The following is a 26,395-nucleotide window of genomic DNA, read 5'->3' on the forward strand; positions in this document are numbered from 1 at the left end:
CACGCTGCACCTATTCATGAGACGCCGAGCGCGGCATTGATGCCGATCAATGAATGTGAATGCTGCCTGCAAGACTTGGCGAACAAGGCGACGAAAGTTGACGATCGACCTCGCTGCGATCACAAGGCCGCCCCTTCCGTGGGTTACTCGACATTCGTTCCCCAACGCCGGTGAAGAAATCGCTCCCAAGGCGAAAACAGAATTCTGTCGGCCAACGACCCGATGATCACGATCATCGCCATGGCGCCGATTACCTGATCCATCGCCTGCAGCTCCCGCCCATAGTGCAGCAGTTGACCAAGGCCAAATCCCGTCAGGATGGTCACATAAATCTCTGCCGCCATCAGCGAACGCCACGCGAAAGCCCAACCTTGCTTCATGCCGCTCACCAGGAACGGCAAGGATGCAGGCAGCATCACCCTGGTCCACAGATGCAGCCCCTGCGATCCCATGGTTCGCGCCGCGCGGGCATAGATCGGCGGAATTGTGCGTGCGCCATGGTCGGTGGCGATGATAACGGACCAAACAGTTCCCATGACGACCACGAACAGCATCGCGCCTTCGGTCTGGCCGAACCACAGAAGTGCGAGGGGTACCCAACATACACTCGGCAACGTCTGGAGCCCGAGCGCTAGCGCTCCAATCGTGTCCTCCAGCATTTGTGAAGAACTGGTGAGCAACCCTAGCGGCAAACCGATCAGCAAGCCGATCGCATAGCCAGCCAGAAGCCGCTTCATCGTGACAAAAATCGCCTCGACAAGAGTCCCATCCAACAGAGCTCCCCAAAGATACTCAGCAACGCTCCATGGCGATGGAAACAGAACGGGCGACCACCGCCCGCTGCCAGCAGCGATGCCCCAAATTCCCAGCAAGGCCATGAAAAAGAGTGAGGGGACAACAATACGCCTCATTCAGGCACCCCTCCTCCTACTGTGCCGCGAAGGGCATCGGCGATGCGCGCGGCGTACCCAACCAGTTCGACGTCATAGATGCTTCGCGGCCGCGGCAACGGAATGTCAAACGCCTGGATAATCTTTCCCGGCGCCTGCGACATGAGCAGTACCCGATCACCCAGGCAGACTGCCTCACGCATGTTGTGAGTGACAAAAACAATCGTCTTGCCGGCGTCGCGCCAGATGCGCTGAACGTCGTCGTAGAGATGCTCCCGGGTCATCGCATCGAGCGCGCCAAACGGCTCATCCATAAGAAGCACTTGTGGATCAGCGGCAAGGGCGCGCGCCAAAGCCACGCGCTGTTTCATGCCACCCGACAATTCGTGAACATGCACCCGCTCGAATTTCTCCAGTCCGACCAAGCCAAGGAACCGGTGTGCAATCTCGCGCCGCCCATCATTGGTGAGCTCGGGGCAGAGTTTCAGGCCGAACATGACGTTGCCGAACACGTCCAGCCACGGAAACAGCGACGGCTCCTGGAACACGACCAACCGCTGCCGCCCGGGACCAGTAACCAGGTGACCGTCGGCAAGCACGTGTCCAGAGTCCGGCTTGGTCAGCCCGGCAATGATATCGAGGAGCGTTGACTTGCCACAACCGCTCGGCCCGACAAGGCAAACGACTTCGCCCGCCGCGACCTGCATCGAAATGCTGTCGAGTGCGTGTACGGTTGCCCGCGGAGTGCGGAACCACTTCGACACGCTTTCCACGATGAGCTTGCTTGATGCTCCAGAGGCATGCTCGGGCATCACGCCCTGCCATTGCGCTTCAGCCATGTTCATGGAACGTCAAGAAGACGAGATAAGTCGGGTACGGCATGCAGGAAGCCGACTTGCTGAGCGCTGCTGACAAATCTCTGCAAAGCTTCAAGCGAGATGTCGCTGGTCACCGTCAAACGCGACCACGCACGTGCTATAAGCTCCGGCGCCATGTCGGTCCTGAACTGGAGCCTGAGTTCCTCCCTGACCATGCGCTGGGCTTCGGCAGGATTCTGGTTGATCCAGTCAGTCAGATCCCGGTGGGCGGCTGCGAAGCGAGCTACAGTCTTCCGATGCGACGATAGAAACTCAGCACGCGACACGAGGATGGTCGTAACTGCATTCTTCTCCTCCACCAACACCTTGCCACCGGCTTCTTGCTCAAGGCGCGTTACCCACGGCTCAACGGTCCAAACGGCATCGAGTTGTCTGGTCTTGAATAGCGCCAGCTGATCAGGATTGGCCGTCGGTAGGACCAGCGCGTCGCCGCCAGTCTGCGTGATCCGCAGTCCACCTACCATGAGCCAAGCCCGCGCAGCGACATCCTGCGTATTTCCGAACTGAGGGGTGCCGATCCGTTTACCGCGAAAGTCCGATGGGGCGGCGAGGTTCGAATCGGGCTGCACAACGAGTGCCGATCCTCCGTTTACCGCTCCGGCGATCACGCGAATTTCCTGCCCGTCAGAGCGTGCATAAGCATTGATAGCCGGATTCGGTCCAACATAGGCAAGGTCGAGGCTTCCAGCAAAGATCGCTTCCATGGCGCTCGGACCGGCATTGTAAGCGTACCATTCGACCTTGACATCCTGGCCGATGCGCGGCGCAAACCAGCTCCGGCCCTGCCGCTCAAAATTTCTGGCGACCAGCGCCTGAACATGGGTGATGTTCGGAAAATGACCAACTCGCAGGGTGATGCCCTCCCCGCAAGCCGTCGATGTTGCAAACGCCAACACGCCCACGGCCGTCAGCGCCAACAACCGCCGAGGCTGAAGGTGCGAGGGGGACAACGAAATGCGTCGACCCGTGTGGATTTCTATCCGGCCAATCAATGGGCGCGGCGTCCGGCGGAGGATCCTGAGGACAGCCCAAAGCACGCTCTCAACGCGCCGGTGCAGCTCTCCGAGCACGATTTCCCTCCAATGCTTTGAGCCCTATGACACGTAGGCGCCAATCCATAGGGACCGACCCTGTCGACGCATTGATACCGATCAACTGTTGGCCAGTGTACAGCCGGATCATCAGAAACCTCGATCGCGTTCCCACGTAAGCAATGCATTGTCACGAGCGTGCTTCTTATGCCATCTCGGTCCTGGCCCGCGCATATAGTAAAGCTCGGGCCGGTACGGGTCGAACAGATCTGTCACAAGCCCTTGCAGTGCGCTTGCAATGAGTGGCCCTCTGCAAAAAGAGGCTGCGATTGCGATAGCTTTGGATGTCAGGTGTGCGCAGAACATCAGACCACTCCCATGTCGGCCTATCGTTGAGTTGACGTCCGACAACCATCAGGCACTTCAATTGAAGATGGGGACGTCGTTGCGCCTTGAACTTCAGCGCAAAAGCGCCTGCCCAACAATTCGGTTGTACCCTTAGGGGATTCTACGAAGTGCCGCCGTCGGGTCCGATGGTCTTCCATTCGATCTGTGCCGATTTGTTTCCGGCGGTGTCGCGACGGACCACAAAGTGCGGGCTCGGTCGTCAAAGACCTGTCCATTCGCATTCGCATCCTGTTGGGATCAAGCGAAAAGCAACTGGCCGCCCCTGCCACCGACGCTTTGCGGAGCGAGCGACGCTGTTCGATCCCTTACATGTCACAACACTCATCGCGATGACTCTTGACGTGGATCAACGACGCATTCGACTTCAGCCGGTACCGTTGTTCAAACAAAGGGAGCGGGCCGATGTTTCACGAAGCAATTCGCTTTCCATCAAGGCAGGCCAAAATAAACTTGAAATGGCACCTGTCGAACGAGCCACCGCAACTCCGCACCTCGGATGAAGGACTGGTTTGGCATTTGAAACATGCCGTGCATTGTGGTTGCCGGCCATTGCCGAATGACGTCAACGAAGAGTTGGAGAATCGTGGTATTTTTGCCGTTGTGCAATCACCGCATCTGACTTGAGAAATAATCTGAGCTAATCCCTGTCGCAAAAAATGAGTTGAAGCTCGACGGGACCAACTTCCAAGGACCGGGCTGGCTCGCCTACCGCGCGTCAAAGAGGACAACCAATTGCCGTTCCTTTGCATACTGCACGACGCATGCGGTCAATTCATCGTCGTTTTCGTTGCAGTCCGGCCAAGCCCATCGCACGGCTTCGATCGTGGATTTGGTTGAAATCGTTTCGCCGGCGTGATGCGTCGAGAGCGCCGCGGCGACCAGTTTGAGACCCGAGCGAAACGCGCTTTCCTCTGATGCTTCGAGAACCAGGAGCCTTAGCTCTTCCTTTGCAAGCAGACCCTCAACGACATGCCGCTGTTCCGGGCTTAGTTTGTGAGAAAGCATCTCGTGAAAGCGAGCGACGTTGGCATGTGCCACATAGCGATCACACGATCTGGTCCCTAAAAGTGCTCTTTTTTGGTCTGAATGTTCCCGACCGAAAAATACTAGGCCGTATATCCCCTGCTGTCCAATCCAATTCCGGCGCCTGTGGCGGTGCCACTGAAGCACAGCTGATTTCAATTTGATCCAGAACAAAGACGACAATGGAAACTAGGACGAGTTTTGGCTTTAGGCTGCCTTAGAAGTGTTTTTCGAACTTGATTTTCTGGTCGGCTCTATTTTGAGGTCCCTCTTTGGCACAACCGTGAGTTGGAGAATGCTATGGAACCCTTGCCTTTCCTCCGAGCTCTGACGCCCTGTGATCGATGCGCCGTGCGCAAAACCTCGCTCTGCAGCAGGGTCAATGTCGACTTACAGAGGGAACTCGCCAGGCTGTCCCATCACCGGACCTATCGACTCGGCGAAACGGTGCTTGCCGAGATGGAGGCTACATCCTTTGTCGGCATCGTCGTGTCCGGCGTGTTGCGCATGCAGAAGTCGTTGGAAGACGGACGCCAGCAACTCGTCGGCCTGCTGTTTCGCTCAGACTTCTTCGGCCGCGTCTTCGGAGGCCTTTCCGACTACGCCATTGAGGCGGCGTCCGATGTGATCCTTTGTTGTTATGAGCGGCGCGCCTTTGAGAGATTGACGGAGCGTTTTCCTGAACTCGAGCATCAACTGATGCTGAACACACTGGATGAACTGGACGCAGCGCGCAATTGGATGCTGCTGCTTGGCTGCCAGACGATGCCGGAGCGAGTTGCGAGTTTCTTGTTGATGCTTTGTCGTCGTGGCGAACCAGACGAATGGGTCTCTGGTGCGAACCTCTCGATCCACTTACCTATCAGTCGCCGTGACATGGCCAGCTATCTTGGGACAACCGGGGAAACCATCAGTCGCGTCATTCACGAGATGAGCCGCCGCGGCATCATCAAAATCCGCAATGCGCAGGATTTTGAGATCCTCAACAAGAGACAACTCGTCAGGATGTCGGGTCGCGACGACCTTTCGATCCGGCCAGCAATAGCAGCTCAATCAAGTCGATCTCCCTATGAGAGGCTAGCGGCCGCGAATGGACTTCCAAGAAGTACGGGATTTCATTGATCCGAATCACTGGTCTGTGTGACGACCTCCGGCAGGTCTTTTCGCCAAGCCCAGCGGGTGGTCGTCGCGGAAGTTGCCAAGCCTTAAGCTGCCCGCGCCCGAACCACGAGAGCAACCGCAACGATCCCAAGTTCGCGAGCGGACGATAGGACACTGCCAAGCTCACCGCCAGCACTGAAGCGGGAAGAGCTCGTCGAGAATTGCATGCTGAACATCCGCGTTTGGCAATTTGCAGCCACGAATTTCACCCTCATTGATAGGGATCAACGCTGCCGTTCATTTTCCTGAGAGACTGAAAATCTTGGGGTCGATCATTCAATCAAAGGGAGAAGATCCATGAAAGACCGGATTTTCGACCGTCCCATTTTCGTCAAGAACGGGAAGGTCAGGGAAGAAATCAGCAGCCTGATCGACGCATTAAACTTCTTGGAAGAATGGCCCAAGGGCCGCAGAGGGCCGATTTACGACACGGTCGTTCGTGCGTGCGACTGTGCTTCCAACGGTCAAATACGCGTTTCAATCGCCCACGATGCTTTCGTCAGTTTCGCCAAATCGGTGAAGATTCTTGAGAACGTCGCGACGCCTCCGCCTTTGGGGAAAGACACTAAAGCTGGCCCCGGCGGTGTGCTGCGAAAGACAGTCAAGAACGAGAGAGCGAAACTTCGATCAGAGGGTTCGCCGGAATCCCTGCGACGAACTTGAGCTGACGTTACTACGTCAGTGCGGCGGCCGAGGCGGTCATCGTCCGTTATACGCTATCGAGCACCTCGGCTTCCGCCACCATCACCTTCACTGTGATCGCCCGCCCCGATCCTTCGAGGACCCCGAAGCACGGCCAACGCCTCTTTCAGCCGATGTAGCGTCAGATCAGAGGTCCGATTGATCCTCTCCACGATGAAGGTTCGAGGAGCTTCCAGAACACGCTTGCGGTGCCCTCCCATCTTGCCAGGCGCCATCGACCCTGTGGAACGGTACCGCTGCGACCAATTCACCCCGAGGAAACAGCAACGCAACAGCGAGATGCCTTCACACGGCAGCTCTCGCCTGCGCCCACTGCGCTAACTTCAAGTCGCGAAGATCGTTCTATGGGGCTCGCGCCTTCAGATGCTGGCTCCGTTCAACCAGCATCTTGAACCACAAACCAGCAGCTGTGAGAATCCTACGCCGCACAGAATGGCGCGACAAGATCGCTCCACAGATGAGTGAAACTTACACCATTCCGAGTGCGGCCTTGTACAGATCGAGGATGGTTTCCTCTTCCTGCCGCTCGGCCTGGTCCTTCTTGCGCAGCCGGATGATCGTGCGCATCGCCTTGGTGTCGAAGCCGGTGCCCTTGGCCTCGGCGAACACTTCCTTGATGTCGTCTGAAATGGTCTTCTTCTCTTCCTCGAGCCGCTCTATGCGCTCGATGAAGGCACGCAGCTGGCCGGCGGCAACAGTCTGGCTGGTCTCGGTGATATCGTCGGCCATGTTTTTCTCCACATCGTTACTGCGCCGCGACTCGGGAACTGCTGCGGCAAATTTGAGCCGGTTCGATGCCCGACCGGCGACGGCGGGTCAAGCTGTTATCGACCAAGTCACAAGGGCTGCCGCCAGAAGTCGACAGCCAGTCCGTTTTGCGAGCTCTCAATTGAAGGCGATCAGCAAATCCTTGGCATCGATCTGGTCGCCGGCCTTGACCAGCACCTCGGCGACCGTGCCGTCGCGCTCGGCATGCAACGCCGTCTCCATCTTCATCGCTTCGATGGAAAGCAGCACGTCACCGGCCTTGACCGCCTGGCCGGCGGCTACCGAAAGCCCCGAGACGACGCCCGGCATGGGTGCACCGACATGCGCCTCGTTGCCAGGCTCGGCCTTGCGGCGGGCCTTGGCGGCGGACGCGCCGTGCGCCCGGTCGGGCACCTTCACACGGCGCGGCTGGCCGTTGAGTTCGAAGAACACGGTGGCCATGCCCTTCTCGTCGACATCGCCGATGCCAAGGCACCGCACCACCAGCGTCTTGCCCTTCTCGATGTCGACGAAGATCTCGTCTTCCGGTTTCATGCCGTAGAAATAGGTCGGCGTCGGCAGGACGCTGACCGGACCGTAGGTTTCCTGCGCGCCGGCGAAATCCGTAAACACTTTGGGATACATCAGCCACGAGGCGAATTCGAACTCCGAAAGCTTGCGCTCGAGCTTCTCCTCGATCTCCTTGCGGCTGGCCTTGAGGTCGGCTGCCTTGAGCAGCGACCCGGGCCGCACCGTGATCGGCCTGTCGCCCTTCAGCGCCTTCTTCTGCAGCGCCGCCGGCCAGCCGCCGGGCGACTGGCCGAGATCGCCGCGCAGCATCGAGACGACCGAGTCCGGGAAGGCTATATCCCTGTCGGGATTTTCGACATCGGCGACGGTCAGATCCTGGCTGACCATCATCAATGCCATGTCACCGACAACCTTGGACGACGGTGTCACCTTGACGATGTCGCCGAACATCAGATTGACGTCGTGATAGGTCTGCGCCACTTCGTGCCAACGCGTCTCCAACCCGAGCGAGCGCGCCTGTTCCTTCAGGTTGGTGAACTGTCCGCCCGGCATCTCGTGCAGATAGACTTCCGAGGCCGGCCCTTTGAGGTCGCTTTCAAAGGCAGCGTACTGGTTGCGCACCGCCTCCCAGTAGAACGAAATTTTCCTGATCCATTGCGGGTCGAGACCCGGGTCGCGTTGGGTGCCCTTCAGCGCCTCGACGATGGAGCCGAGGCATGGCTGCGAGGTGTTGCCCGACAGCGAATCCATCGCCGCGTCGATGGCATCGACGCCGCTGTCGACCGCCGCCAACACCGTCGCCGCCGACAGGCCTGACGTGTCATGCGTGTGGAAATGGATCGGCAGGTCGGTCGCCTCGCGCAGCGCCTTGAACAGCACCCGAGCCGCGGCAGGCTTCAATAGCCCGGCCATATCCTTGACGGCGATGATGTGGGCGCCGGCCGCCTGCAGTTCCCTGGTCAGGCCGACATAATATTTGAGGTCGTATTTCGCCCGCGCCGGATCGAGGATATCGCCGGTATAGCAGATCGCCGCTTCGATCAGCTTGCCCTCGGCGCCGACCGCATCCATGGCGACGCGCATGTTCTCGACCCAGTTCAGGCAGTCGAAGACGCGGAACAGGTCGATGCCGCCGGCCGCTGCTTGGCTGACAAAATGCTGCACGACATTGTCGGGATAATTGGTGTAGCCGACACCGTTGGCGCCGCGCAGCAGCATCTGCAGCAAAAGATTGGGCGCAGCCTCGCGCACCAGCGACAGCCGCTCCCATGGATCCTCGGTGAGAAAGCGCATGGCGACGTCGAAGGTCGCGCCGCCCCAGCATTCGAGTGACAGAAGCTGCGGCAGGGCACGCGCATAGGTCCCCGCTATGCCGGCAATGTCATGCGTGCGCATGCGCGTCGCCAGCAGCGATTGATGGCCGTCGCGCATCGTCGTGTCAGTGACCAGCACCTCTTTGCGATCTCGCATCCAGGCGGCGAATTTCTGCGGGCCCAGCACGTCGAGCTTCTGCTTGCTGCCGCCCGGTACGTTGCCGTTGAGATAGGGCACCACGGGTGCGGCCGCATCGGCCTTCGGCTGCGGCCGGCCGCGCGTCTCGGGATGGCCGTTGACAGACACGTCGGCCAGGTAGTTGAGCAGCTTGGTCGCACGGTCCTGCCGCTTGACCTGCTGGAACAGCTCCGGCGTCGTGTCAATGAACTTGGTCGTGTAGGAATTGTCGGCGAAGCTCGGGTGGTTGATGATCGCTTCGAGGAAGGTCAAATTGGTGGCGACGCCGCGGATGCGGAATTCGCGCAGTGCCCGGTTCATGCGGGCGATGGTCTCGGCCGGCGTCGGCGCCCACGCCGTCACCTTCTCCAGCAGCGGATCGTAGAAGCGGGTGATGACCGCGCCCGAATAGGCGGTGCCGCCGTCGAGGCGGATGCCGAAACCCGTCGCGCCGCGATAGGCGGTGATGCGGCCGTAGTCCGGGATGAAGTTGTGTTCGGGGTCTTCCGTGGTGATGCGGCACTGCAAGGCGTGGCCGTTCAGCCTGATGTCCTTCTGTGCCGGCACGCCCGATTCCGGCGTGCCGATGGCAAAGCCGTCGAGGATATGGATCTGCGCCTTGACGATGTCGATGCCGGTCACCTGCTCGGTGACGGTGTGCTCGACCTGGATGCGCGGGTTGACCTCGATGAAGTAGAATTTGCCGGTGTCGGCGTCCTGCAGGAACTCGACCGTGCCGGCGCCGATATAGCTGGTCTCGCGGGCGATCTTCAGCGCATGGCCGCAGAGCTCCTCGCGCTGCGACATTTCAAGATATGGCGCCGGCGCCCGTTCGACGACCTTCTGGTTGCGGCGCTGGATCGAGCAGTCGCGCTCGAACAGGTGCACGGCATTGCCATGCGTGTCGCCCAGCACCTGCACCTCGACATGTCGGGCGCGCTCGATCAGCTTTTCGAGATAGACCTCGTCCTTGCCGAAGGCCGCTTTCGCCTCACGCTTGCCTTCCGTAACCTCGCGGGCAAGGTCGGCTTCGGCGCGGATGGCGCGCATGCCACGGCCGCCGCCACCCCATGATGCCTTCAACATCACGGGGTAGCCGATTTCCTTGGCCAGTTTCTTGACCGCGTCCATGTCGTCCGGCAACGGATCGGTGGCGGGGATCACCGGCACGCCGACCTCGATGGCGAGATTGCGTGCCGCGACCTTGTTGCCGAGCCGGCGCATCGTGTCCGGCTTCGGCCCGATGAAGGTGATGCCGGCCTCGGCACAGGCGTCGGCGAATTCGGGGCTTTCCGACAACAGCCCGTAGCCGGGATGAATGGCATCGGCGCCCGAAAGCCTGGCGACGCGGATCACCTCCTCGATCGACAGATAGCTTTCGATCGGTCCCATGTCCCGGGTCAGATGTGGCCCACGTCCGACCTGGTAGCTCTCGTCGGCCTTGAAGCGGTGCAGGGAGTACTTGTCCTCCTCCGCCCAGATCGCCACGGTCTTGAGGCCGAGTTCGTTGGCCGCGCGAAAAACGCGAATGGCGATTTCGGACCGGTTGGCGACGAGGATCTTCGTGATGGCCAAGGACTGGGCTCCAGCGACGATGAGAAATCGGCGCAATGATTAGCGTGAAAATGCTGCAGTGCAAACAAAATTGACGCACGTTTAAACCGATTGAAATGGAATCTTTGCGACAAAACTCCGTCGCATTCATCCGAACACGCAAAGAAGGCGGCCGGCACTGCCGTTCAAGGCATGATCATTTTCCGGCTAAAGGCCCGGCCGTATCGGCTTTCGGACCCTCTGAACGCAAACGCGGCTCAAAGAAAAATGCCCGGCGCGAGGCGCCGGGCATTCTGTAGAAATCGAGACTGACGAGCTTACATCTTCTGGATGTAGGTGTACTTGCCGTCGTCGCCCTTCTTCCATTCGTACATGACGTAGCCGGGCAGCGTCGGATCGCCCTTGGCGTCATAGGACAGGTCGCCGAGCACGGTCTTGAACGGGCCGTTTTCATGCAGCGCCTTGGCAACTGCCTGCGGGTCGTTTGACTTGGCAGCGGTCGCTGCTTCGGCGATCGCCTGAACGGCAGCGTAGGAGTAGAGCGTATAGGCTTCCGGCTCGAAGCCTTGCGCGCGGAACTTCTCGACGAGTTCCTTGTTGGCGGGGATCAGGCGCGGATCGGGGCCGAACGTGTTGAGCGTGCCCGCAACCGCGTCGCCCGCGATGGAAGCCAGCTCGTTCGACACGATGCCATCGCCGGAAACCAACGTCGCCTTGAGGCCCTGGTCGGCCGCCTGACGGATGATCAGGCCGGCTTCGGTGTGCAGGCCGCCCCAATAGATGATGGAAACGCCGGCTTCCTTCATCTTGGCGATCAGTGCCGAGAAGTCCTTGTCGCCGACGTTGATGCCTTCGTACATGACTTCCGTCACGCCGGCGGCATTCATCGCCTTCTTGGTTTCGTCGGCGAGGCCCTGACCATAGGTGGTCTTGTCGTGCACGACGGCGATCTTGGCGTCCTTGAAGTTCGCGGCGAGATAGGCGCCGGCGATGCTGCCCTGCTGGTCATCGCGTCCGCAGGTGCGGAACACGTTCCACAGGCCGCGCTCGGTGAATTGCGGGTTGGTCGCGGCCGGCGTCACTTCGACGATGCCGTTTTCCGCATAGACTTCCGATGCCGGAATCGAGACGCCGGAGTTGAAGTGGCCGACCACGAACTTGACGCCGTCACCGACGAACTTGTTGGCGACCGAGATGCCCTGCTTCGGATCGGAGACGTCGTCGCCGACTTCGAGCTTGATCTGCTCGCCGTTGATGCCGCCCTTGGCATTGATGTCGGCGACAGCCGCTTCCGCACCCTTCTGCAGCTGCGCGCCGAAGGCCGCGTTCGGGCCGGTGATCGGGCCGGCGACGCCCATCATTACGTCAGCCCACGCGGCACCATTGAACGCGACGAGCGCGGTCAGGGCGACGGCGGACAAAAGTGACTTTTTCATTTAAACGCTCCCATTTACGGAGTGGGCGTGGATGAAGCTTTCATGCGATGCCCACCCTTATCGCAGAAAGCATAGTTTGCCGATTTTCAGGCACTTGTCACGCCGATTCAATTCCGAAGCGACGTTAATGATGAACGTCAACCTTTCGGTTTCCAGCTCAAGATTGAAGCTCTTTCGTAGAGCCAATTATACTGTGTCACCATCTGGTTGGTGCGCGTGTATTGATAGCCGACGAAGCCGAGGATCATCAGTACGATGGTGTCGACGATGTAGTAGTGCAGCGAGAACATCGTGCCGCCGAACAGCGCGTGATGGATGAATCGGATGCCGAGGCCGAGGCCCAGCATGTAGGCGAACAGCTGGATGAAGCTGCGCCATGTCTGGGCGCTGGCCTTGCCGGTCATCCACGCCGCCCAGCCGCCCAGCAGACAGGTGACGAAGAAGAACTGCCAGATCGACGGCTCCTCGTAGAGTATGCCCTGCATGGTGAAGTCTCCTTAGCATGATCCCGAAAAGTTGCAGACTTTTCGGAAAAGATCATGCGACAAACAAACAACTTGGAGCGGAATACCGCATGCACACATTCCGCTGCAAACTCAGTGATGTCCGCCTTCGAGATAGGCGGCGCGCACTTCCGGATTGGCGAGCAGTTCCTTGCCGGTGCCGCTCATCGTCACATTGCCGTTGACCATGACATAGCCGCGCGCGGCGAGTTTCAGCGCGCCGAAGGCGTTCTGCTCGACCAGGAACACGGTCAGCCCCTGGGTGCGGTTCAGTTCGCGGATGGCGTCGAAGATCTGCTTGACGATCAGCGGCGCCAGACCCAGCGATGGTTCGTCGAGCAAAAGCAGCTTCGGCCGCGCCATCAGCGCGCGTCCGATCGACAGCATCTGCTGCTCGCCGCCCGACAGCGTGCCGCCGCGCTGGGCGATGCGCTCCTTCAGCCGCGGAAACAGGGCAAACACCTTCTCGACGTCCTCATCATAGTGCTTGAGGTTGTCGAGGCTGGCGCCCATCTGCAGGTTTTCCATCACCGTCATGCGCGGGAAAATACGGCGCCCCTCCGGCGACTGGGCAATGCGCAAGCGGGCGATCTCGTGCGTCGGCATCTGGGTGATGTCGGTGCCGGCAAAGGTGATGGTGCCGGCGCGAGCGCGCGGCGCGCCGAAAATGGTCATCATCAGCGTCGACTTGCCGGCGCCATTGGCGCCGATCAGCGCCACGATCTCACCCTGGTTGACGGTGACATCGACACCGTTCAACGCCCGGATGTTGCCGTAATAGGTCTGCACGCCCTTGATATCGAGCAGCGTTGTCGCGGCCATCACTTGCCCCCTCCACGCTTGCCTGCCACAGGCTTGGCAGCGGTCGTACTCTTCCCGGAAGCATGGCTGGTCGCCACCTTGCCCGCATCGACGCGGCGCGAGAATTCCGTGTTCTTGCCCTGGGCGAGCAGCTTGGCCTGCTTGACCCATTCCTCACGTGCGATGCGTCCGTCAAAGGCGAGATAGGCTTCGGCGGCCTCGACGTCGGCCTTTTTCCAGGCGCCGATCTGGTCGAAGTGGAAGATGCCGTGATGGTTGAGCTTCTTCTCGTTGACCGTACCGATGCCCTTGATGCGGGTCAGGTTGTCGGCCTTGCCGCCGCGAGGCGCTGTCAACCGATTGGAGATTCCCCCAGCCGTCGCCGCCGGAGCCTTGGCTGCCGGTTTGGCCGGTGCGGTCGACTTCGCCGCCGTGCCGGTTGCCGCTTTTGACGCCGCTTTCGGAGCAGGCTTTGCCTTCGCCGCCGGAACCGGGGTCGCAGCCGGCGAGACCGCCTTGTTTACTGCGGCGAGCGACCTTGCGTCGACCTGACCGGCCTTTGATGCGCCCTTGGCCACCGTGACCCGCTCGCCCGAACTGTGGCCGACCGTGTCGGTCACCGGCCCGGCGAGATACGAAGACGATGTCCCCGGACCATGCGCGGCATCCGGCCCTGTATCGAGCTGTTCGATGACGTCTTCGTCGCCGACTTCGGTGAGAACCGCCTCGACTTCCTCGTCGTCGACGCCGAGATACGCGGCGATGACGCGCGGATCGGTGCGCACAGATTGCGGGCTTCCGTCGGAGATCTTGCGGCCATATTCCAGCACCACGACATGGTCGGATATCTGCATGACCACCGACATGTCGTGTTCGATCAACAGGATCGAGGTGCCCGTGGTGCTCTTGATGTCGATCAGCAGTTCGTTGAGCGCCGCCGATTCCTTCGGATTGAGACCGGCCGCCGGCTCGTCCAGGCACAGAAGCTCCGGACCCGTGCACATGGCGCGGGCGATCTCGAGGCGGCGCTGCGCACCATAGGGCAGGTCGCCGGCCGGATCGTCGGCACGGTCGACAAGATCGGCCTTCTCCAGCCAGTGCTTGGCAAGCTCGACCGATTCGGCCGAGGCCTTGCGGTAGCTGCTGAAGCCGAACAGGCCAAGGATCGTATAGCCCGATGCCTTCATCAGCTTGTTGTGCTGGGCAACCAAAAGGTTCTCCAGGAGCGTCATGCCCGAGAACAGGCGGATGTTCTGGAAGGTGCGCGCCACCTTGGCGCGCGCCGGGATCTCATGGTTGGGCAGACGTTCGAGCAAATAGCTCGATCCGTCGTTGCGGTTGAGCGTGATCATGCCTTCAGACGGCTTGTAGAAGCCGGTGATGCAGTTGAACACGGTGGTCTTGCCGGCGCCGTTGGGTCCGATCAGTGCGGTGATCTCGCCGCGCCTGGCGGTAAAGGACAGGTCGCCGATGGCGACCAGGCCGCCGAACTTCATCGACAGGTGATCGACCTGCAGGATGGCCTCGTTCATGGATGTGCTCGCATTCATCAGCCGTGCCCTTCCTTAGTGAAGGAGCCAGAGACAGCTCTTCGCACCTTGAGGAAGGCGGTCGGTTCGCGACTGCCGACGAAACCGCGCGGCTTCCACAGCATGACGATGACCATGGCCATGCCGAACAGAAGCATGCGGTAGAGTTCCGGGGTGAAGTCTGGCCCGAAGATCTGCTTGAGGAAGTCGAGTTCACGCAGCGCCTCGGTGCCGCCGATCATCACCATTGCGGCAACCGCTATGCCGACTAGCGAGCCCATGCCGCCGAGCACGACGATTGCGAGGATAATGGCCGATTCCAGGAAGACGAAGGATTCCGGGCTGACGAAGCCTTGCCGCGCGGCGAAGAAGGAGCCGGCGAAGCCACCGAACATGGCGCCTGTGGCAAAAGCCGTGAGCTTGGTTGTCGTCGTGTTGATGCCCAGAGACCGGCAGGCGATCTCGTCCTCGCGCAGCGCTTCCCATGCGCGGCCGACCGGCAGGCGCCGCAGCCGGATGGTGACGAAGGCGGTAAGCAGGCACAGGCCCAGGATCAGGTAATAGAGGAAAATCTTGTAATACGCACCCGACTGGGCGATGCCCAACACCTTGGCGATGTAGTTCGGGTCCGACACGTTGAACGACATCAGGCCGAAGAAGCTCACCTTGGGAATGCCGGAAATGCCGGCCGACCCGTTGGTGACCTCGCGCCAGTTGATCAGCACCAACCGGATGATCTCGCCGAAAGCCAGCGTGACGATCGCCAGATAGTCGCCGCGCAGGCGCAGCACCGGGAAGCCGAGCAGCACCCCCCAGAAGGCGGCCATGGCACCCGCTGCCGGCAGCAGGATCCAGAACGACAGGCCGTATTGGGTGCCGAGCAACGCATAGGCGTAGGCGCCAATCGCATAAAAGGCGACGTAGCCGAGATCGAGCAGGCCGGCGAGGCCGACGACGATGTTCAGGCCCCAGGCCAGCATCACATAGATCAGGATCTGGATGCCGAAATTATCGACCCATTTCAGCGAACCCTGCAGCCCTCCGACAATCGACCAGGCACTCAGCGACAGCACCGCGACCACGAGGATCGGGTACAGCACAAGCGCGGCAATGCCGAGTTTGGTGAAGTTGGCATGGATGAAGGCCCTGAAATAATAGATCACGCAAGCCAGCACATAGATGACAGCCAAAGCGCGCAGGAATTGCAGATAGCCGGCCGGCTCAGCTCCCACCCATCCGGCGAGAGAGCTGTTGAACACGAATAGCAGTGCCGCGGCGATGATGGCCACGAAGAAGGCAGGCAACTGGAAGAAGCGTGACGCCACACTGACCGGCAGCAGGCCGGTGGCGACGTCGGTGATCTTCTGGTTGGCCATGAAGGGCTGGCCATAAGCGACATAAAGAAACCGCCCGACAGCCGTGGCGATCACCACTGCGGCAAGCAGGCCCCAGCGCGTCGTCAGGACCAGTTCATTGGAAATGTTCTGGCCCGTCTTCAGGCCGATGAACAGCACGAAGAGGCCGAACGATATGGCGCCGGCATAAAGCGCCTCGCGCGTGGCGCGCTGCACGGGGGTGGCGACGCTGTCGCGCTCCGGAGAAACGGTGACGGCCATGGTCTCAGACCTTTTCGACTTCTGGCCGGCCCAATATGCCGGAAGGCAGGAAGATCAGCACGATCGCCAGGATCGAGAACGCCGCGACGTCCTTGTAGTCGATCGAGAAATAGGCCGACCACATGCTCTCGATGAAGCCGATCATCAGCCCGCCGAGTACCGCACCCGGCAGCGAACCGATGCCACCCAGCACCGCCGCCGTGAAGGCTTTCACGCCAGGCGTGAAGCCGTCCGAGAAGGCAATGACGCCGTAATACATCAGGAACAAAGTGCCGGCGACCGCGGCAAGGGCCGCACCCATGATGAAGGTGATCGAGATGGTGCGGTCGACATCGATGCCGAGCAGCGCCGCCATCTTGCGGTCCTGCTCGCAGGCCCGTTGCGCCCGCCCAAGCGAAGTCCTGTTGACCAGATACCAGAACAGCGCCAAGAGCAGCGCCGTGACGACGACGATGATGATCTGCTTTAGCGACACGCTGATGCCGTTGATGTTGTAAACCTGCGAAACCATCGGCGGGATCGGCTTGTTGCGCGGCCCTTGCGTCACCTGGACGAAGTTCGACAGCGCGATCGACATGCCGATGGCGGTGATCAGCGGCGCCAGCCGGAACGAACCGCGCAGCGGCCGGTATGCCACCTTCTCGATCGTCCAATTGTAAAGGCTGGTGAGCAGCATCGCCACGATCATCATGACCAGCAGCGCCACCACAACCGGCACCGAATAGAACAGCGCGCCAAGGATCAGGAAAACGATCAGCGCCGTGAAGGCGCCCACCATGAAGATATCGCCATGGGCGAAATTGATCATGCCGATGATGCCGTAGACCATCGTGTAGCCGATCGCGATCAGCCCATAGATCGATCCCAGCGTCAGCCCGTTGATAAGCTGCTGGACAAAGTACTGCATGTGTACATGGCTCCCCTGGAATGTCGCCCATGCAGACGCATTCCTTTTCGTATTTCCCCTAGTCGTAAAGTTTCGAGCCCGGATTGCAACGTCATTTTTCAATCGTCATGCGTGTTTTCGCGGCACGCCGTTCGATTGCCCGTTTTCTCCTATCCGACCCCTGGACTATCGCGGACCCTACCATTGGCATAACGCAATGTCTTTGACGATTCGGTCGCATCATGCGCCCAATTTCGAAGAAATCGCCGTAAAAATTAGGTGATGAGAAGAATCGTTGCGCTGCTGACACGCTCCGTTTTTCGTTCCGTTTCTTTCCCCTGGGTCAGGTTTCCCTTCACTTGACCACAAAACCATACGCGAACGGATCGCGGTCGTCGATGAAGATGGTGTTCAATCCGATCATCCGCGCCCAGCCGCCGATCGAGGGAATGATGGCCGGTTTGCCGGCGACGGTGACATCCTTTTCGACCTTGCCCTTGAACAGCGAACCGATGATTGATTCATGGACGAAGCTGTCGCCGGCCTTGAGTTTGCCCTTGGCATGAAGCTGCGCCATGCGCGCCGAGGTACCGGTGCCGCATGGTGAGCGGTCGATCGCCTTGTCGCCATAGAACACGGCATTGCGCGCGTCGGCCCCGGCCACGGTCGGCTTGCCGGTCCACAGCATGTGCGACAGCCGGTTGATGCCCGGGTTCTCGGGATGCACGAAGGAATATTTTTCGTTGAGCCGTTGCCGCACCACCGGACTCCAGGCGATGAAGTCTCCCGCCGAATAGTCGGCCATGTCGCGATAATTCTTCTGCGGCTCGACGATGGCGTAGAAATTGCCGCCATAGGCGACATCGACGGTGATTTCGCCGAGCTGCGGGCATTCGACCGTCAAGCCCTCGGCGTAGAGGAAGGATGGCACATTGGTGATGCGCACCTCTTCGACATAGTCGCCGACCTGCTTGTATTCGGCAATGACCAGGCCGGCCGGCGTGTCGAGCCTGAGCACGCCCGGCGTCTTCGGTTTGATCAGCCCGTGCTCGATCGCCATCGTCACCGTGCCGATGGTGCCATGTCCGCACATCGGCAGACAGCCGGAGGTTTCGATGAACAGGATGGCGATATCGCAATCCTCGCGCGTCGGCGGATAGAGGATGGAGCCGGACATGACGTCATGGCCGCGCGGTTCGAACATCAGCCCGGTGCGGATCCAGTCATACTCGGCCAGAAAATGCGCCCGCCGCTCCATCATCGTCGAGCCCTGAAGCAACGGGCCGCCGCCGGCGACTAGGCGCACCGGATTGCCGCAGGTGTGGCCGTCTATGCAGAAGAAGGATTTCTTGGCCATGACGCTCCTCGAAAATCAAAATCGTTGTGGACTGAAGGAAGCCAGATCGATGGGCGGAGTCTGCCCCAGGACAAGATCTCTGATCAACCGTCCGGTGGCCGCGGCCTGGGTCAGGCCGAGATGGCCGTGGCCGAACGCATAGATCACCGACCGCTTTCCTGGCGCGCCGCCGATGACGGGCACGGAATCCGGCAGCGACGGACGAAAACCCATCCATTCGCGCCCGCCCGTGGGATCGAGCCCCGGCAGGAATTTCTGCGCCTTCTGCAGCAGTGCTTTCGACCTGTTGTAATTGGGCGGCCGCTCGATGCCGCCGAGTTCAACGGCGCCGCCGACGCGCAGGCCCGTTTCGAGCGGCGTGATGACGAAGCCATGGCCGGAGAAGATCAGCATCCGCTTCACGTCGAAGGCGGTCGTTGGCAACGTCGTGTTGTAGCCGCGCTCGGTCTCCAGCGGAATGCGATCGCCAAGTTGCCGCGCCAGCAGATGCGACCAGGCGCCGGCGGCGATGACAAGGTGTCGGGCCTGCCTTGTCGTGCCGTCCGCCAACGTCAGTGTCGCACCATTCTGATCCGCCACGACTTGGCTGATCCGAGCCAGCTCAAAGCGGGCGCCCTTGGCCTGTGCATGGGCCCACACCGCCTTGCCGAGCAGTTTCGGATCGGCGACCGTCTTCCATCCCGGCACGAATGTGCCCTTGATGAAGCGCGGCGATAGCCCCGGCTGCAAGGCGGCCAGTTCCTCGCCCTCGACATGGCGGAAGCCGATGCCGAAACGCTCACGCGCCGCCCAGCCATGCAGCCCAGCCTGAAACTCGGCCCCGCTTTCGTAGAGCTCCAGTGAGCCGTCCTCGCGCAGCATCGAGCGCGTACCGGAGCGATCGAGCAGGCCCATCCATTCCGCTTCGGCGAGCTTCATCATGCCGGCTTGAGCGGCAAGGCTCGCCTCGTATTTTCCCGGCGTACCGGCGCGCCAGAAGCGGATCAGCCAGGGCAAAAGCTTCGGCAGATAGGCGGGCGGGATGCTGAGCGGGCCGAGCGGATCGGCCAGCCATTTCGGCAGCTGCCGCATCATGCTCTTATGGGCCAGCGGCAGCACGTCGGAAAAGGCAAAGGCGGCGGCGTTGCCGGAGCTCGTCTCCTCGCAAATGCCAGTGCGATCGAAGATCGTGACCTTGCGCCCCGCCTCGGCCAGAGACGCGGCGGCGCAGATGCCGATGATGCCGCCACCGACGATGGCGATGTCGATTGCAGCATCGTTGCTCATGACCGCGCGCCGCGCTGCATGTCCCGACCTTCGCATCGATCCTTGCAGCCAGCCCCCTCATCCGACCCTTCGGGCCACCTTCTCCCCGGTTGGGAGAAGAGGCTGACGCCGGCGTTGGCGACCTCTTCTCCCCTCGGGGAGAAGGTGGCCGCGTAGCGGTCGGATGACGGGGACTGCGGCATTGCGACCCTTAGAACTGCGGCAGCTTCGGCCGCACGGCGAGCGCATCCTTGACGATCTTCTCGACTGCCTTGCGGCGCTCGCCCGTCAGCGGCTGGCGCGGCATGCGCACGCGGTCATTTGTGTTGATCGCGAACACTTCGGCAAGCTTGATGTTTTGTACCAGATAGGTCGAAACATCCAGATCGAGCAGCGGCCGGAACCAGCGGTAGATGGAGAGCGCCTCCTCGCGACGGCCCTGCTTCATCAGCTGGTAGATGGCGACGGTCTCGCGGGGGAACGCGGTGACCAGTCCGGCCACCCAGCCGATGGCGCCGACCGACAGCGCCTCGAAGGCCAGGTTGTCGACACCGGTGAACAGGTCGTAGCGGCTGCCCAGGCGATTGATGATCTCGGTCGAACGACGGATGTCGTCCGAGGATTCCTTGATCGCGACAAAGCGCTTGTCCGACGCCAGTTCCTCCATCTGGTCGACGGTGACGTCGACGCGGTAGGCGAGCCGGTTGGAGTAGATCATGACCGGCAGGTCGCCGGCCTGCGCGACGGCGCGCAGGGCCGCGACCGTCTCTTCCGCATTGGTGTGATAGATTGGGCTCGGCACCACCATCAGGCCGTTGGCACCTTCCTTGGCGGCGCGCTTCGCGATGCTGGCGGCCTCGCGGGTGCCGGCCTCGTTGACGGTCAGCAGCACCGGCTTCTTGCCTGCAACTTTCTGCGCGGTCTTCAGCACCTCGATCTTCTCGTCGGGCGACAGCATCGGCCCTTCGCCAAGCGACCCACAGACGATGATGCCGTCGCAGCCGGCCTCCATCTGCAGGTTAAAGCAGCGCTCCATCTCGGCATGATCGAGACGATCATCCGCGGTGAATTTGGTCGTGACGGCAGGAAAAACTCCGTTCCACATGATCATTGCTCCATCTGATATATCAGCCATATATCTGTTAAGAAACGGTCTGTCAATACGGATTCCGTTATGATATATTCAAGATATATCAGGAGAGCGCGTTTGATATCCGTGGAAGCAAGCATCCCAACCGAGCCGGCCGCGACCAGAGCCTATCATGTGCTCGAGCACATGATCGTCACGCTCGAACTGGCGCCGGCGAGCTTCGTCACCGAGGGCGCCCTGATCGACAGGCTCGGGCTTGGCAGGACGCCGGTGCGCGAAGCGATCCAGCGGCTGGCCTGGGAAGGGCTGCTCGACGTGCGGCCGCGCGCCGGCATCGCGATCGCTCCACTCCATCCCGGCGACTGGCTGCGCGTGCTCGATGCGCGCCGCGGCGTCGAGGTGGTCCTGGCCCGTTCGGCCGCCCGCTTCGTCACCCGCGAGGCCGCCGACCTGTTTCACGAAGCAGCGCTCGCCATGCAGAAGGCGGTCATCTCGGGCAACGTGCTTGCCTTCATCCAGGCCGACAAGGCACTCGACGAAGCACTGGCGCTGGCCGCTGACAATCCGTTCGCCGCCCGTTTGGCCGCCCCCTTGCAGACTCACAGCCGCCGTTTCTGGTTCCGCTACAAGGCCGACACTGGTCTTGCCGAATCCGCCGAGCACCATGTCGCGCTGATCCGCTCGATCCTCGACGGCGACGAGGAGGCCGCGGCCAAGGACGCCAAGCGCCTGATGGCGCTGCTGCGCGGCCACGCCGAGGTGGCCGCAACGCGCTGATCGAACGGTTCAGATCCCTTGCGCCGTCGCCGTGACGGTGACGGTATTCTCCCATCCGTCACCGGTCGCGAAGATGCAGCTTCGGCCCTGCACGTCGGTCGCCAGCATGGTCCATGTCCCGCTTGCCGAAACATAGACCTCGGCAATGGCGGCTTGCCCGACCACACCGTGGCCGATCTGCTTGTGTTGAAAGGCCTGCGCCAATCCCGCGACAAGATACTATGGCCCCCGCAGATGAATAGCGCCCGCGCGGATAGAGTCGACAGCGCCAGTGTGGCGCCGATCACGGCTCCTGATCCATCGAAACGAAAATTTGTGTGCCATCTGGCACCCCTTTCGCCTTGACGTTCCGGCAAAGGGGGCACATGGGCAGCCTTAATATGCCGGGACGTTCCAGGTGAGGTCTCGATGCGAAAACAAGCATCCTTGCCGCGCGTTGCGAGGCGCAATCCGCGTCAGGCTTCCGGCTCGCGAAGTGCTGCCCATTTCAGCAGTGCGTCGAGAGCCGGACATAGCGCCTGCCCCCAGTCGGTCAGGCAATATTCGACCTTCGGTGGCACCTGATGATGGACGATGCGGCGGACAATTCCGTCGGCCTCCATCTGCCGCAGCTGCTGGATCAGCATCTTCTGCGAGATCGCCGGGATCGCCCGTTCGAGATCGGAAAAGCGCAGCACCTTGCCGCCGAACAGGTGAAACAGGATCACCAGCTTCCAGCGGCCTTCGAGGATGCGCAGCACATTCTCGACGCCGCTCGCCGCCGACAACGGCGTCAACGCTTCGCCCTTGCTTTCAGACCCAACCTTACTTTCAGGTAAGTACCTTACTTTTACGTCGGTTCTTGTCATTTTTTCAGTTTATCTCATTTTAGGAGCCGAACAAGGCCGCAGACCTTCCAGAACTGGGACCGGAGATGAAATGATGACCGCAAAACTTCCTCAGCCGCTGACCGACTATTTCGCCGCCAAGAACAGGCATGACATCGACGCCATGCTCGTCTCTTTCTCATCGGACGCCAGGGTCAGGGACGAAGGCGAAACCCATCGGGGTCCGGCCGCCATCCGCAGCTGGATGGAAGCAACGACAAGCAAATACCGGGTGACCGTCGAGGTCGTCGACGCGACAGTCAATGGCGATGCATGGCGGATCGCCGGCATCGTCTCAGGCAATTTCCCCGGCAGCCCGGCGACGCTCCATTACAATTTCACCCTGGCCGATGACCGGATCACACGGCTGGAGATCGGCGCATGACCATCGCGCAGAAATTCACCGTCGACGATCGGGAATTTGCCGGCAAGCGCATTCTGGTCACCGGCGGCACCAAGGGTGCCGGCGAGGCCATCGTTGCCAGGCTTTCGGCGGCGGGCGCGGCCGTCCTTACCACTGCCCGCTCGGCGCTTCCCGATGCGCTATCGCCAAAGCTGTTTGTGCAGGCCGATGTGAGCACTTTGGCAGGTACCGAAACAGTGGCCGCAGAGGTCATGGAGCGGCTTGGTGGCGTCGACATCATCGTGCACAGCGTCGGCGGGTCGAAGAGCCCCGGTGGCGGATTTGCCGGACTGACCGATCAGCTCTGGCAGGACGAACTCAGCCTCAACCTGCTGGCGGCGGTGCGGCTCGACCGCCTGCTTGTCCCGCACATGATCGAGCAAGGCTCAGGCGCGATCGTCCACATATCGTCGATCCAGCGCCGCCTGCCGCTGCACGAATCCACCATCGCCTATGCGGCGGCGAAGGCAGCCCTTTCCACCTACAGCAAGGCGCTGTCCAAGGAGCTCGGCCCAAAAGGCATCCGTGTCAACACCGTGGCGCCGGGCTGGATCCACACTTCCGCTTCGGAAGCCATGGTGAAGCGATTGGCCGCCCATTCCGGTTCGGATGAGGAAACCGCGCGCCAAGGCATCATGGATGCGCTGGGCGGCATCCCGATCGGCCGGCCGGCATGGCCGCACGAGGTCGCCGAGCTGGTGGCATTCCTTGTTTCGGACCGCGCCTCGGCAATCCACGGCGCCGAATACGTCATCGATGGCGGCACGATCCCAATCGTGTGAGGAAGATGGCGGGCACTCAGAAACGAAAAAGGCGGGATGAACCCGCCTTTCCGCTATTCGAATGTTTTTCGGGCTCAGTTCATCGTCGGGATGACGAATTCCGCACCGTCCTTGATACCGGACGGCCAGCGTGAGGTCACCGTCTTGGTCTTGGTGTAGAAGCGGAAGGCGTCCGGACCGTGCTGGTTGAGGTCGCCGAAGGAGGACGCCTTCCAGCCGCCGAAGGTGTAATAGGCGATCGGCACTGGGATCGGCACGTTGATGCCGACCATGCCGACCTGAACCCGCGAGGCGAAGTCGCGCGCGGCATCGCCGTCACGGGTGAAGATGGCGACGCCATTGCCCATCTCGTGGTCGTTGGCGAGCTTGATCGCGCTCTCATAGGTCGGCGCGCGCACCACCGAGAGCACCGGCCCAAAGATCTCTTCCTTGTAGATGCGCATGTCAGCGGTGACGTTGTCGAACAGGCAGCCGCCCATATAGTAGCCGTCTTCATAGCCCTGCATGGAGAAGCCGCGGCCGTCGACCACCAGCTTGGCGCCTTCCTTGACGCCGGTGTCGACATAGCCCTTGACCCGCTCCAGGGCCTGCGCAGTGACCAGAGGGCCGAAATCGGCGGAAGAGTCGGTCGAAGGACCGACCTTCAGGCCTTCGACGCGCGGGATCAGCTTTTCCATCAGCCGGTTGGCGGTGTCGTTGCCGACCGGGACCGCCACCGAGATCGCCATGCAGCGTTCGCCGGCCGAGCCGTAGCCGGCGCCGATCAGCGCGTCGACGGTCTGGTCCATGTCGGCATCGGGCATGATGATCATGTGGTTCTTGGCGCCGCCGAAGCACTGCACGCGCTTGCCGGCGGCGGTGCCGCGCGAATAGATGTAATGGGCGATCGGCGTCGAGCCGACAAAGCCGATGGCCTTGATATCGGGATCGTCGAGGATGGCGTCGACCACGTCCTTGTCGCCGTTGACGACGTTGAGGATACCTGCCGGCAGGCCGGCCTCGAGGAACAGTTCGGCGATGCGCATCGGCACGCCGGGGTCGCGCTCCGACGGCTTCAGGATGTAGGCATTGCCGCAAGCGATGGCAGGCGCGATCTTCCACAGCGGGATCATCGCCGGGAAGTTGAACGGCGTGATGCCGGCAACGACGCCGAGCGGCTGACGCATCGAATAGACGTCGATGCCGGGGCCGGCGCCGTCGGTGAATTCACCCTTCATCATATGCGGCGCGCCGATGCAGACTTCGACAACTTCGAGGCCGCGCTGGATGTCGCCCTTGGCGTCTGAGATCGTCTTGCCGTGCTCACGCGCCAGGATGTCGGCCAGTTCGTCATAGTCACGGGCGGCCAGTTCGAGGAATTTCATCAGCACGCGCACGCGGCGCTGCGGGTTGGTTGCCGCCCATTTGGGCTGTGCTGCCTTGGCATTCTCGACAGCCGCGCGCAGTTCCGCCTGCGAAGCCAGTGCCACCGTGCCGCGCACGGAGCCGTCCATCGGCTGCATGACATCCTGCTTGCGGCCGCTGGTCCCGGCGACATGCTTGCCGCCGATGAAATGACCGTAGTCGATCATGATTTCTCTCCCTTTGTTTGTGATGCCGTATTGTCCGCCTTTGCCCGGCGGATGGCAACGCGACGGAGAACGTAACCGTTGTGCGGAAAATAGATAACGATTGACGGATGAGCATCAATTCCCGCAAATGACGGGATGCAATTGCTGCCACGGATTGAGAGATTGAGTTCCTTCACAGAACGCAGCGTCGGCGATTGTCATCCGGACCATTCCCATGAACTGGGATGACGTCCGCATCTTCCTTGCCGTGGCGCGAGCGGGCCAGATTCTTGGCGCGGCCAAACGGCTGGAACTCAACCACGCCACCGTCTCGCGCCGCATCGCCGCGCTCGAGGACGCGCTGCGGACAACGCTGTTTCGCCGACTGACCACCGGCAGCGAGCTAACGCCGGCCGGCGAGCGCTTTCTCGACATTGCCGAGCGGATGGAGGGCGACATGATCGCCGCGCGCTCGACCGTTGCCGGCGAAGGCGACGATGTCTCCGGCACGGTGCGTATCGGCGCGCCGGACGGTTTTGGCGTTGCCTTCCTGGCCAAGCGCCTCGGCGCATTGACCGCCCTGCACCGCGAACTGACGATCCAGTTAGTGCCGGTACCGCGCTCCTTCTCCCTGTCGCGCCGCGAGGCCGACATTGCCATCACTGTCGAGCGGCCGACGGAGGGCCGGCTGGTGGCGGGTAAGCTGGTCGACTACTCGCTCGGGCTGTTTGCCTCGCGCGCCTATGCCGAGGCGCATGGCTTGCCCCAAACCGCCGCCGGGCTTGGCCAGCACACACTGATCGGTTACGTGCCGGACCTCATCGTCAGCCCCTCACTCGACTACGCGGCCGAATTCAGCGCGGACTGGCGCACCAGCTTCGCCATCTCCTCTGCGCTCGGCCAGGCCGAAGCGGTGCGTTCGGGCGCCGGCATTGGCATCCTGCACACCTTCGTCGCCCGCTCGATGCCGGAGCTGATCCCCGTCGACATCGTGGCACCGATCCGCCGCGCCTACTGGCTGGTCTATCATGAATCGGTCAGACCCCTGCGCCGCGTCCAGATCGTCGCCAGCTTCATCATCAAGGCGGTGGAGCGGGAGCGGGGCCTGTTCACCTGATTTCGTAAGCCGGTAAAGCAA

25 protein-coding genes and 1 pseudogene are annotated in these 26,395 nt (G+C 61.3%); 7 read left to right on the forward strand and 19 right to left on the reverse strand.

Annotated features, from left to right (window positions below):
* Positions 1–143: 143 nt before the first annotated feature.
* From ASD99_RS26450 to ASD99_RS26460, 3 genes are read right to left on the reverse strand one after another with little or no spacing between them, the layout of a single operon-like run.
* On the reverse strand, positions 144–911 hold the full coding sequence (locus ASD99_RS26450) for an ABC transporter permease (RefSeq protein ID WP_056586323.1): 768 nt from the start codon (positions 909–911) through the stop codon (positions 144–146).
* Positions 908–1,735, reverse strand: coding sequence for an ABC transporter ATP-binding protein (locus tag ASD99_RS26455; protein WP_244482839.1), 828 nt, complete (start codon positions 1,733–1,735; stop codon positions 908–910). Before ASD99_RS26455 ends, ASD99_RS26450 begins: the two co-directional genes overlap by 4 nt.
* On the reverse strand, positions 1,732–2,685 hold the full coding sequence (locus tag ASD99_RS26460; RefSeq protein WP_244497908.1) for an ABC transporter substrate-binding protein: 954 nt from the start codon (positions 2,683–2,685) through the stop codon (positions 1,732–1,734). Before ASD99_RS26460 ends, ASD99_RS26455 begins: the two co-directional genes overlap by 4 nt.
* A 924-nt stretch (positions 2,686–3,609) precedes the next feature.
* Here ASD99_RS26460 and ASD99_RS33680 point away from each other — a divergent pair.
* Positions 3,610–3,831: a hypothetical protein gene (locus tag ASD99_RS33680; RefSeq protein ID WP_200951046.1), complete on the forward strand. Its 222-nt coding sequence runs from the start codon at positions 3,610–3,612 to the stop codon at positions 3,829–3,831.
* Between the two features lie 81 nt (positions 3,832–3,912).
* Here ASD99_RS33680 and ASD99_RS26465 read toward each other — a convergent pair whose 3' ends face one another.
* Positions 3,913–4,245 (reverse strand): hypothetical protein, encoded by a 333-nt coding sequence (locus ASD99_RS26465; protein WP_156389083.1) that lies wholly within the window; start codon positions 4,243–4,245, stop codon positions 3,913–3,915.
* 336 nt (positions 4,246–4,581) lie between these two features.
* Between ASD99_RS26465 and ASD99_RS26470 the strand changes: the two genes are divergently transcribed.
* Both ASD99_RS26470 and ASD99_RS26475 read left to right on the forward strand, forming a co-directional pair.
* Complete coding sequence (locus ASD99_RS26470) at positions 4,582–5,352, forward strand: Crp/Fnr family transcriptional regulator (RefSeq protein WP_244497910.1); 771 nt, start codon at positions 4,582–4,584, stop codon at positions 5,350–5,352.
* Between the two features lie 336 nt (positions 5,353–5,688).
* Positions 5,689–6,054: a DUF982 domain-containing protein gene (locus ASD99_RS26475; protein ID WP_082583429.1), complete on the forward strand. Its 366-nt coding sequence runs from the start codon at positions 5,689–5,691 to the stop codon at positions 6,052–6,054.
* A gap of 131 nt (positions 6,055–6,185) precedes the next feature.
* On the opposite strand, the pseudogene ASD99_RS34400 reads toward ASD99_RS26475, so the two are convergent.
* The 12 genes and pseudogenes from ASD99_RS34400 to ASD99_RS26530 all read right to left on the reverse strand — a co-directional run.
* Positions 6,186–6,439 (reverse strand): annotated as a pseudogene (locus tag ASD99_RS34400) (IS630 family transposase); the annotation flags it as partial.
* Between the two features lie 122 nt (positions 6,440–6,561).
* Positions 6,562–6,822, reverse strand: coding sequence for a DUF2312 domain-containing protein (locus ASD99_RS26480; RefSeq protein ID WP_027027312.1), 261 nt, complete (start codon positions 6,820–6,822; stop codon positions 6,562–6,564).
* A 156-nt stretch (positions 6,823–6,978) separates the two neighbouring features.
* A complete protein-coding gene (pyc, locus tag ASD99_RS26485) occupies positions 6,979–10,437 on the reverse strand; it encodes a pyruvate carboxylase (protein WP_056586316.1) in 3,459 nt (1,152 codons plus the stop codon).
* Between the two features lie 296 nt (positions 10,438–10,733).
* Entirely contained in the window at positions 10,734–11,852 is a 1,119-nt protein-coding gene (locus ASD99_RS26490; protein WP_056586314.1) for a branched-chain amino acid ABC transporter substrate-binding protein, read from the reverse strand.
* A gap of 137 nt (positions 11,853–11,989) precedes the next feature.
* Positions 11,990–12,337 carry a DUF6867 family protein gene (locus ASD99_RS26495; RefSeq protein ID WP_057145392.1) on the reverse strand — a complete coding sequence of 116 codons (348 nt, stop codon included), beginning with the start codon at positions 12,335–12,337 and terminating at the stop codon, positions 11,990–11,992.
* Between the two features lie 111 nt (positions 12,338–12,448).
* Entirely contained in the window at positions 12,449–13,177 is a 729-nt protein-coding gene (locus ASD99_RS26500) for an ABC transporter ATP-binding protein (protein ID WP_056586308.1), read from the reverse strand.
* Positions 13,177–14,706 (reverse strand): ATP-binding cassette domain-containing protein, encoded by a 1,530-nt coding sequence (locus ASD99_RS26505; protein ID WP_057145394.1) that lies wholly within the window; start codon positions 14,704–14,706, stop codon positions 13,177–13,179. Before ASD99_RS26505 ends, ASD99_RS26500 begins: the two co-directional genes overlap by 1 nt.
* Positions 14,706–16,301: a high-affinity branched-chain amino acid ABC transporter permease LivM gene (gene livM, locus ASD99_RS26510; RefSeq protein ID WP_057145396.1), complete on the reverse strand. Its 1,596-nt coding sequence runs from the start codon at positions 16,299–16,301 to the stop codon at positions 14,706–14,708. The genes ASD99_RS26505 and livM overlap by 1 nt, the downstream gene beginning before the upstream one ends.
* A gap of 4 nt (positions 16,302–16,305) precedes the next feature.
* The gene (locus tag ASD99_RS26515; protein ID WP_056586297.1) at positions 16,306–17,208 is read right to left on the reverse strand and encodes a branched-chain amino acid ABC transporter permease; all 903 of its coding nucleotides are present in this window, start codon (positions 17,206–17,208) and stop codon (positions 16,306–16,308) included.
* Between the two features lie 334 nt (positions 17,209–17,542).
* The gene (locus ASD99_RS26520; protein ID WP_057145397.1) at positions 17,543–18,544 is read right to left on the reverse strand and encodes a 4-hydroxyproline epimerase; all 1,002 of its coding nucleotides are present in this window, start codon (positions 18,542–18,544) and stop codon (positions 17,543–17,545) included.
* Between the two features lie 15 nt (positions 18,545–18,559).
* Complete coding sequence (locus ASD99_RS26525) at positions 18,560–19,810, reverse strand: NAD(P)/FAD-dependent oxidoreductase (RefSeq protein ID WP_162256728.1); 1,251 nt, start codon at positions 19,808–19,810, stop codon at positions 18,560–18,562.
* Positions 19,811–20,000: 190 nt separating this feature from the next.
* Complete coding sequence (locus ASD99_RS26530) at positions 20,001–20,894, reverse strand: dihydrodipicolinate synthase family protein (protein ID WP_057145422.1); 894 nt, start codon at positions 20,892–20,894, stop codon at positions 20,001–20,003.
* Positions 20,895–20,963: 69 nt separating this feature from the next.
* Here ASD99_RS26530 and ASD99_RS26535 point away from each other — a divergent pair, with 69 nt between their 5' ends.
* Entirely contained in the window at positions 20,964–21,656 is a 693-nt protein-coding gene (locus tag ASD99_RS26535) for a GntR family transcriptional regulator (RefSeq protein ID WP_056586287.1), read from the forward strand.
* Between the two features lie 9 nt (positions 21,657–21,665).
* Here ASD99_RS26535 and ASD99_RS26540 read toward each other — a convergent pair whose 3' ends face one another.
* Positions 21,666–21,860, reverse strand: a complete 195-nt coding sequence (locus tag ASD99_RS26540; RefSeq protein WP_244497912.1) for a hypothetical protein — start codon at positions 21,858–21,860, stop codon at positions 21,666–21,668.
* Between the two features lie 251 nt (positions 21,861–22,111).
* Positions 22,112–22,432 carry a winged helix-turn-helix transcriptional regulator gene (locus tag ASD99_RS26545; protein WP_057145399.1) on the reverse strand — a complete coding sequence of 107 codons (321 nt, stop codon included), beginning with the start codon at positions 22,430–22,432 and terminating at the stop codon, positions 22,112–22,114.
* Positions 22,433–22,577: 145 nt separating this feature from the next.
* On the opposite strand from ASD99_RS26545, the gene ASD99_RS26550 reads away from it, so the two are divergent.
* Positions 22,578–22,907, forward strand: coding sequence for a nuclear transport factor 2 family protein (locus ASD99_RS26550; protein ID WP_056586854.1), 330 nt, complete (start codon positions 22,578–22,580; stop codon positions 22,905–22,907).
* A complete protein-coding gene (locus tag ASD99_RS26555; protein ID WP_057145400.1) occupies positions 22,904–23,707 on the forward strand; it encodes an SDR family oxidoreductase in 804 nt (267 codons plus the stop codon). Before ASD99_RS26550 ends, ASD99_RS26555 begins: the two co-directional genes overlap by 4 nt.
* Before the next feature lie 74 nt (positions 23,708–23,781).
* Here ASD99_RS26555 and ASD99_RS26560 read toward each other — a convergent pair whose 3' ends face one another.
* Positions 23,782–25,278: a CoA-acylating methylmalonate-semialdehyde dehydrogenase gene (locus ASD99_RS26560; protein WP_057145401.1), complete on the reverse strand. Its 1,497-nt coding sequence runs from the start codon at positions 25,276–25,278 to the stop codon at positions 23,782–23,784.
* Positions 25,279–25,492: 214 nt separating this feature from the next.
* On the opposite strand from ASD99_RS26560, the gene ASD99_RS26565 reads away from it, so the two are divergent.
* Positions 25,493–26,374 carry a LysR family transcriptional regulator gene (locus ASD99_RS26565; RefSeq protein ID WP_057145402.1) on the forward strand — a complete coding sequence of 294 codons (882 nt, stop codon included), beginning with the start codon at positions 25,493–25,495 and terminating at the stop codon, positions 26,372–26,374.
* Positions 26,375–26,395: the final 21 nt, after the last annotated feature.

The organism is Mesorhizobium sp. Root695 (assembly GCF_001428185.1).
Classification (GTDB): Bacteria; Pseudomonadota; Alphaproteobacteria; order Rhizobiales; family Rhizobiaceae; genus Mesorhizobium.

Bases quoted from the DNA above. Each gene is read 5' to 3' on its own strand.
- ASD99_RS26450 (WP_056586323.1), bottom strand. From the start codon at position 911: ATGAGGCGTATTGTTGTCCCCTCACTCTTTTTCATGGCCTTGCTGGGA.
- ASD99_RS26455 (WP_244482839.1), bottom strand. From the start codon at position 1,735: ATGAACATGGCTGAAGCGCAATGGCAGGGCGTGATGCCCGAGCATGCC.
- ASD99_RS33680 (WP_200951046.1), top strand. From the start codon at position 3,610: ATGTTTCACGAAGCAATTCGCTTTCCATCAAGGCAGGCCAAAATAAAC.
- ASD99_RS26475 (WP_082583429.1), top strand. From the start codon at position 5,689: ATGAAAGACCGGATTTTCGACCGTCCCATTTTCGTCAAGAACGGGAAG.
- ASD99_RS26480 (WP_027027312.1), bottom strand. From the start codon at position 6,822: ATGGCCGACGATATCACCGAGACCAGCCAGACTGTTGCCGCCGGCCAG.
- ASD99_RS26490 (WP_056586314.1), bottom strand. From the start codon at position 11,852: ATGAAAAAGTCACTTTTGTCCGCCGTCGCCCTGACCGCGCTCGTCGCG.
- ASD99_RS26495 (WP_057145392.1), bottom strand. From the start codon at position 12,337: ATGCAGGGCATACTCTACGAGGAGCCGTCGATCTGGCAGTTCTTCTTC.
- ASD99_RS26500 (WP_056586308.1), bottom strand. From the start codon at position 13,177: ATGGCCGCGACAACGCTGCTCGATATCAAGGGCGTGCAGACCTATTAC.
- ASD99_RS26505 (WP_057145394.1), bottom strand. From the start codon at position 14,706: ATGAATGCGAGCACATCCATGAACGAGGCCATCCTGCAGGTCGATCAC.
- livM (WP_057145396.1), bottom strand. From the start codon at position 16,301: ATGGCCGTCACCGTTTCTCCGGAGCGCGACAGCGTCGCCACCCCCGTG.
- ASD99_RS26515 (WP_056586297.1), bottom strand. From the start codon at position 17,208: ATGCAGTACTTTGTCCAGCAGCTTATCAACGGGCTGACGCTGGGATCG.
- ASD99_RS26520 (WP_057145397.1), bottom strand. From the start codon at position 18,544: ATGGCCAAGAAATCCTTCTTCTGCATAGACGGCCACACCTGCGGCAAT.
- ASD99_RS26525 (WP_162256728.1), bottom strand. From the start codon at position 19,810: ATGAGCAACGATGCTGCAATCGACATCGCCATCGTCGGTGGCGGCATC.
- ASD99_RS26530 (WP_057145422.1), bottom strand. From the start codon at position 20,894: ATGTGGAACGGAGTTTTTCCTGCCGTCACGACCAAATTCACCGCGGAT.
- ASD99_RS26535 (WP_056586287.1), top strand. From the start codon at position 20,964: ATGATATATTCAAGATATATCAGGAGAGCGCGTTTGATATCCGTGGAA.
- ASD99_RS26550 (WP_056586854.1), top strand. From the start codon at position 22,578: ATGACCGCAAAACTTCCTCAGCCGCTGACCGACTATTTCGCCGCCAAG.
- ASD99_RS26555 (WP_057145400.1), top strand. From the start codon at position 22,904: ATGACCATCGCGCAGAAATTCACCGTCGACGATCGGGAATTTGCCGGC.
- ASD99_RS26560 (WP_057145401.1), bottom strand. From the start codon at position 25,278: ATGATCGACTACGGTCATTTCATCGGCGGCAAGCATGTCGCCGGGACC.
- ASD99_RS26565 (WP_057145402.1), top strand. From the start codon at position 25,493: ATGAACTGGGATGACGTCCGCATCTTCCTTGCCGTGGCGCGAGCGGGC.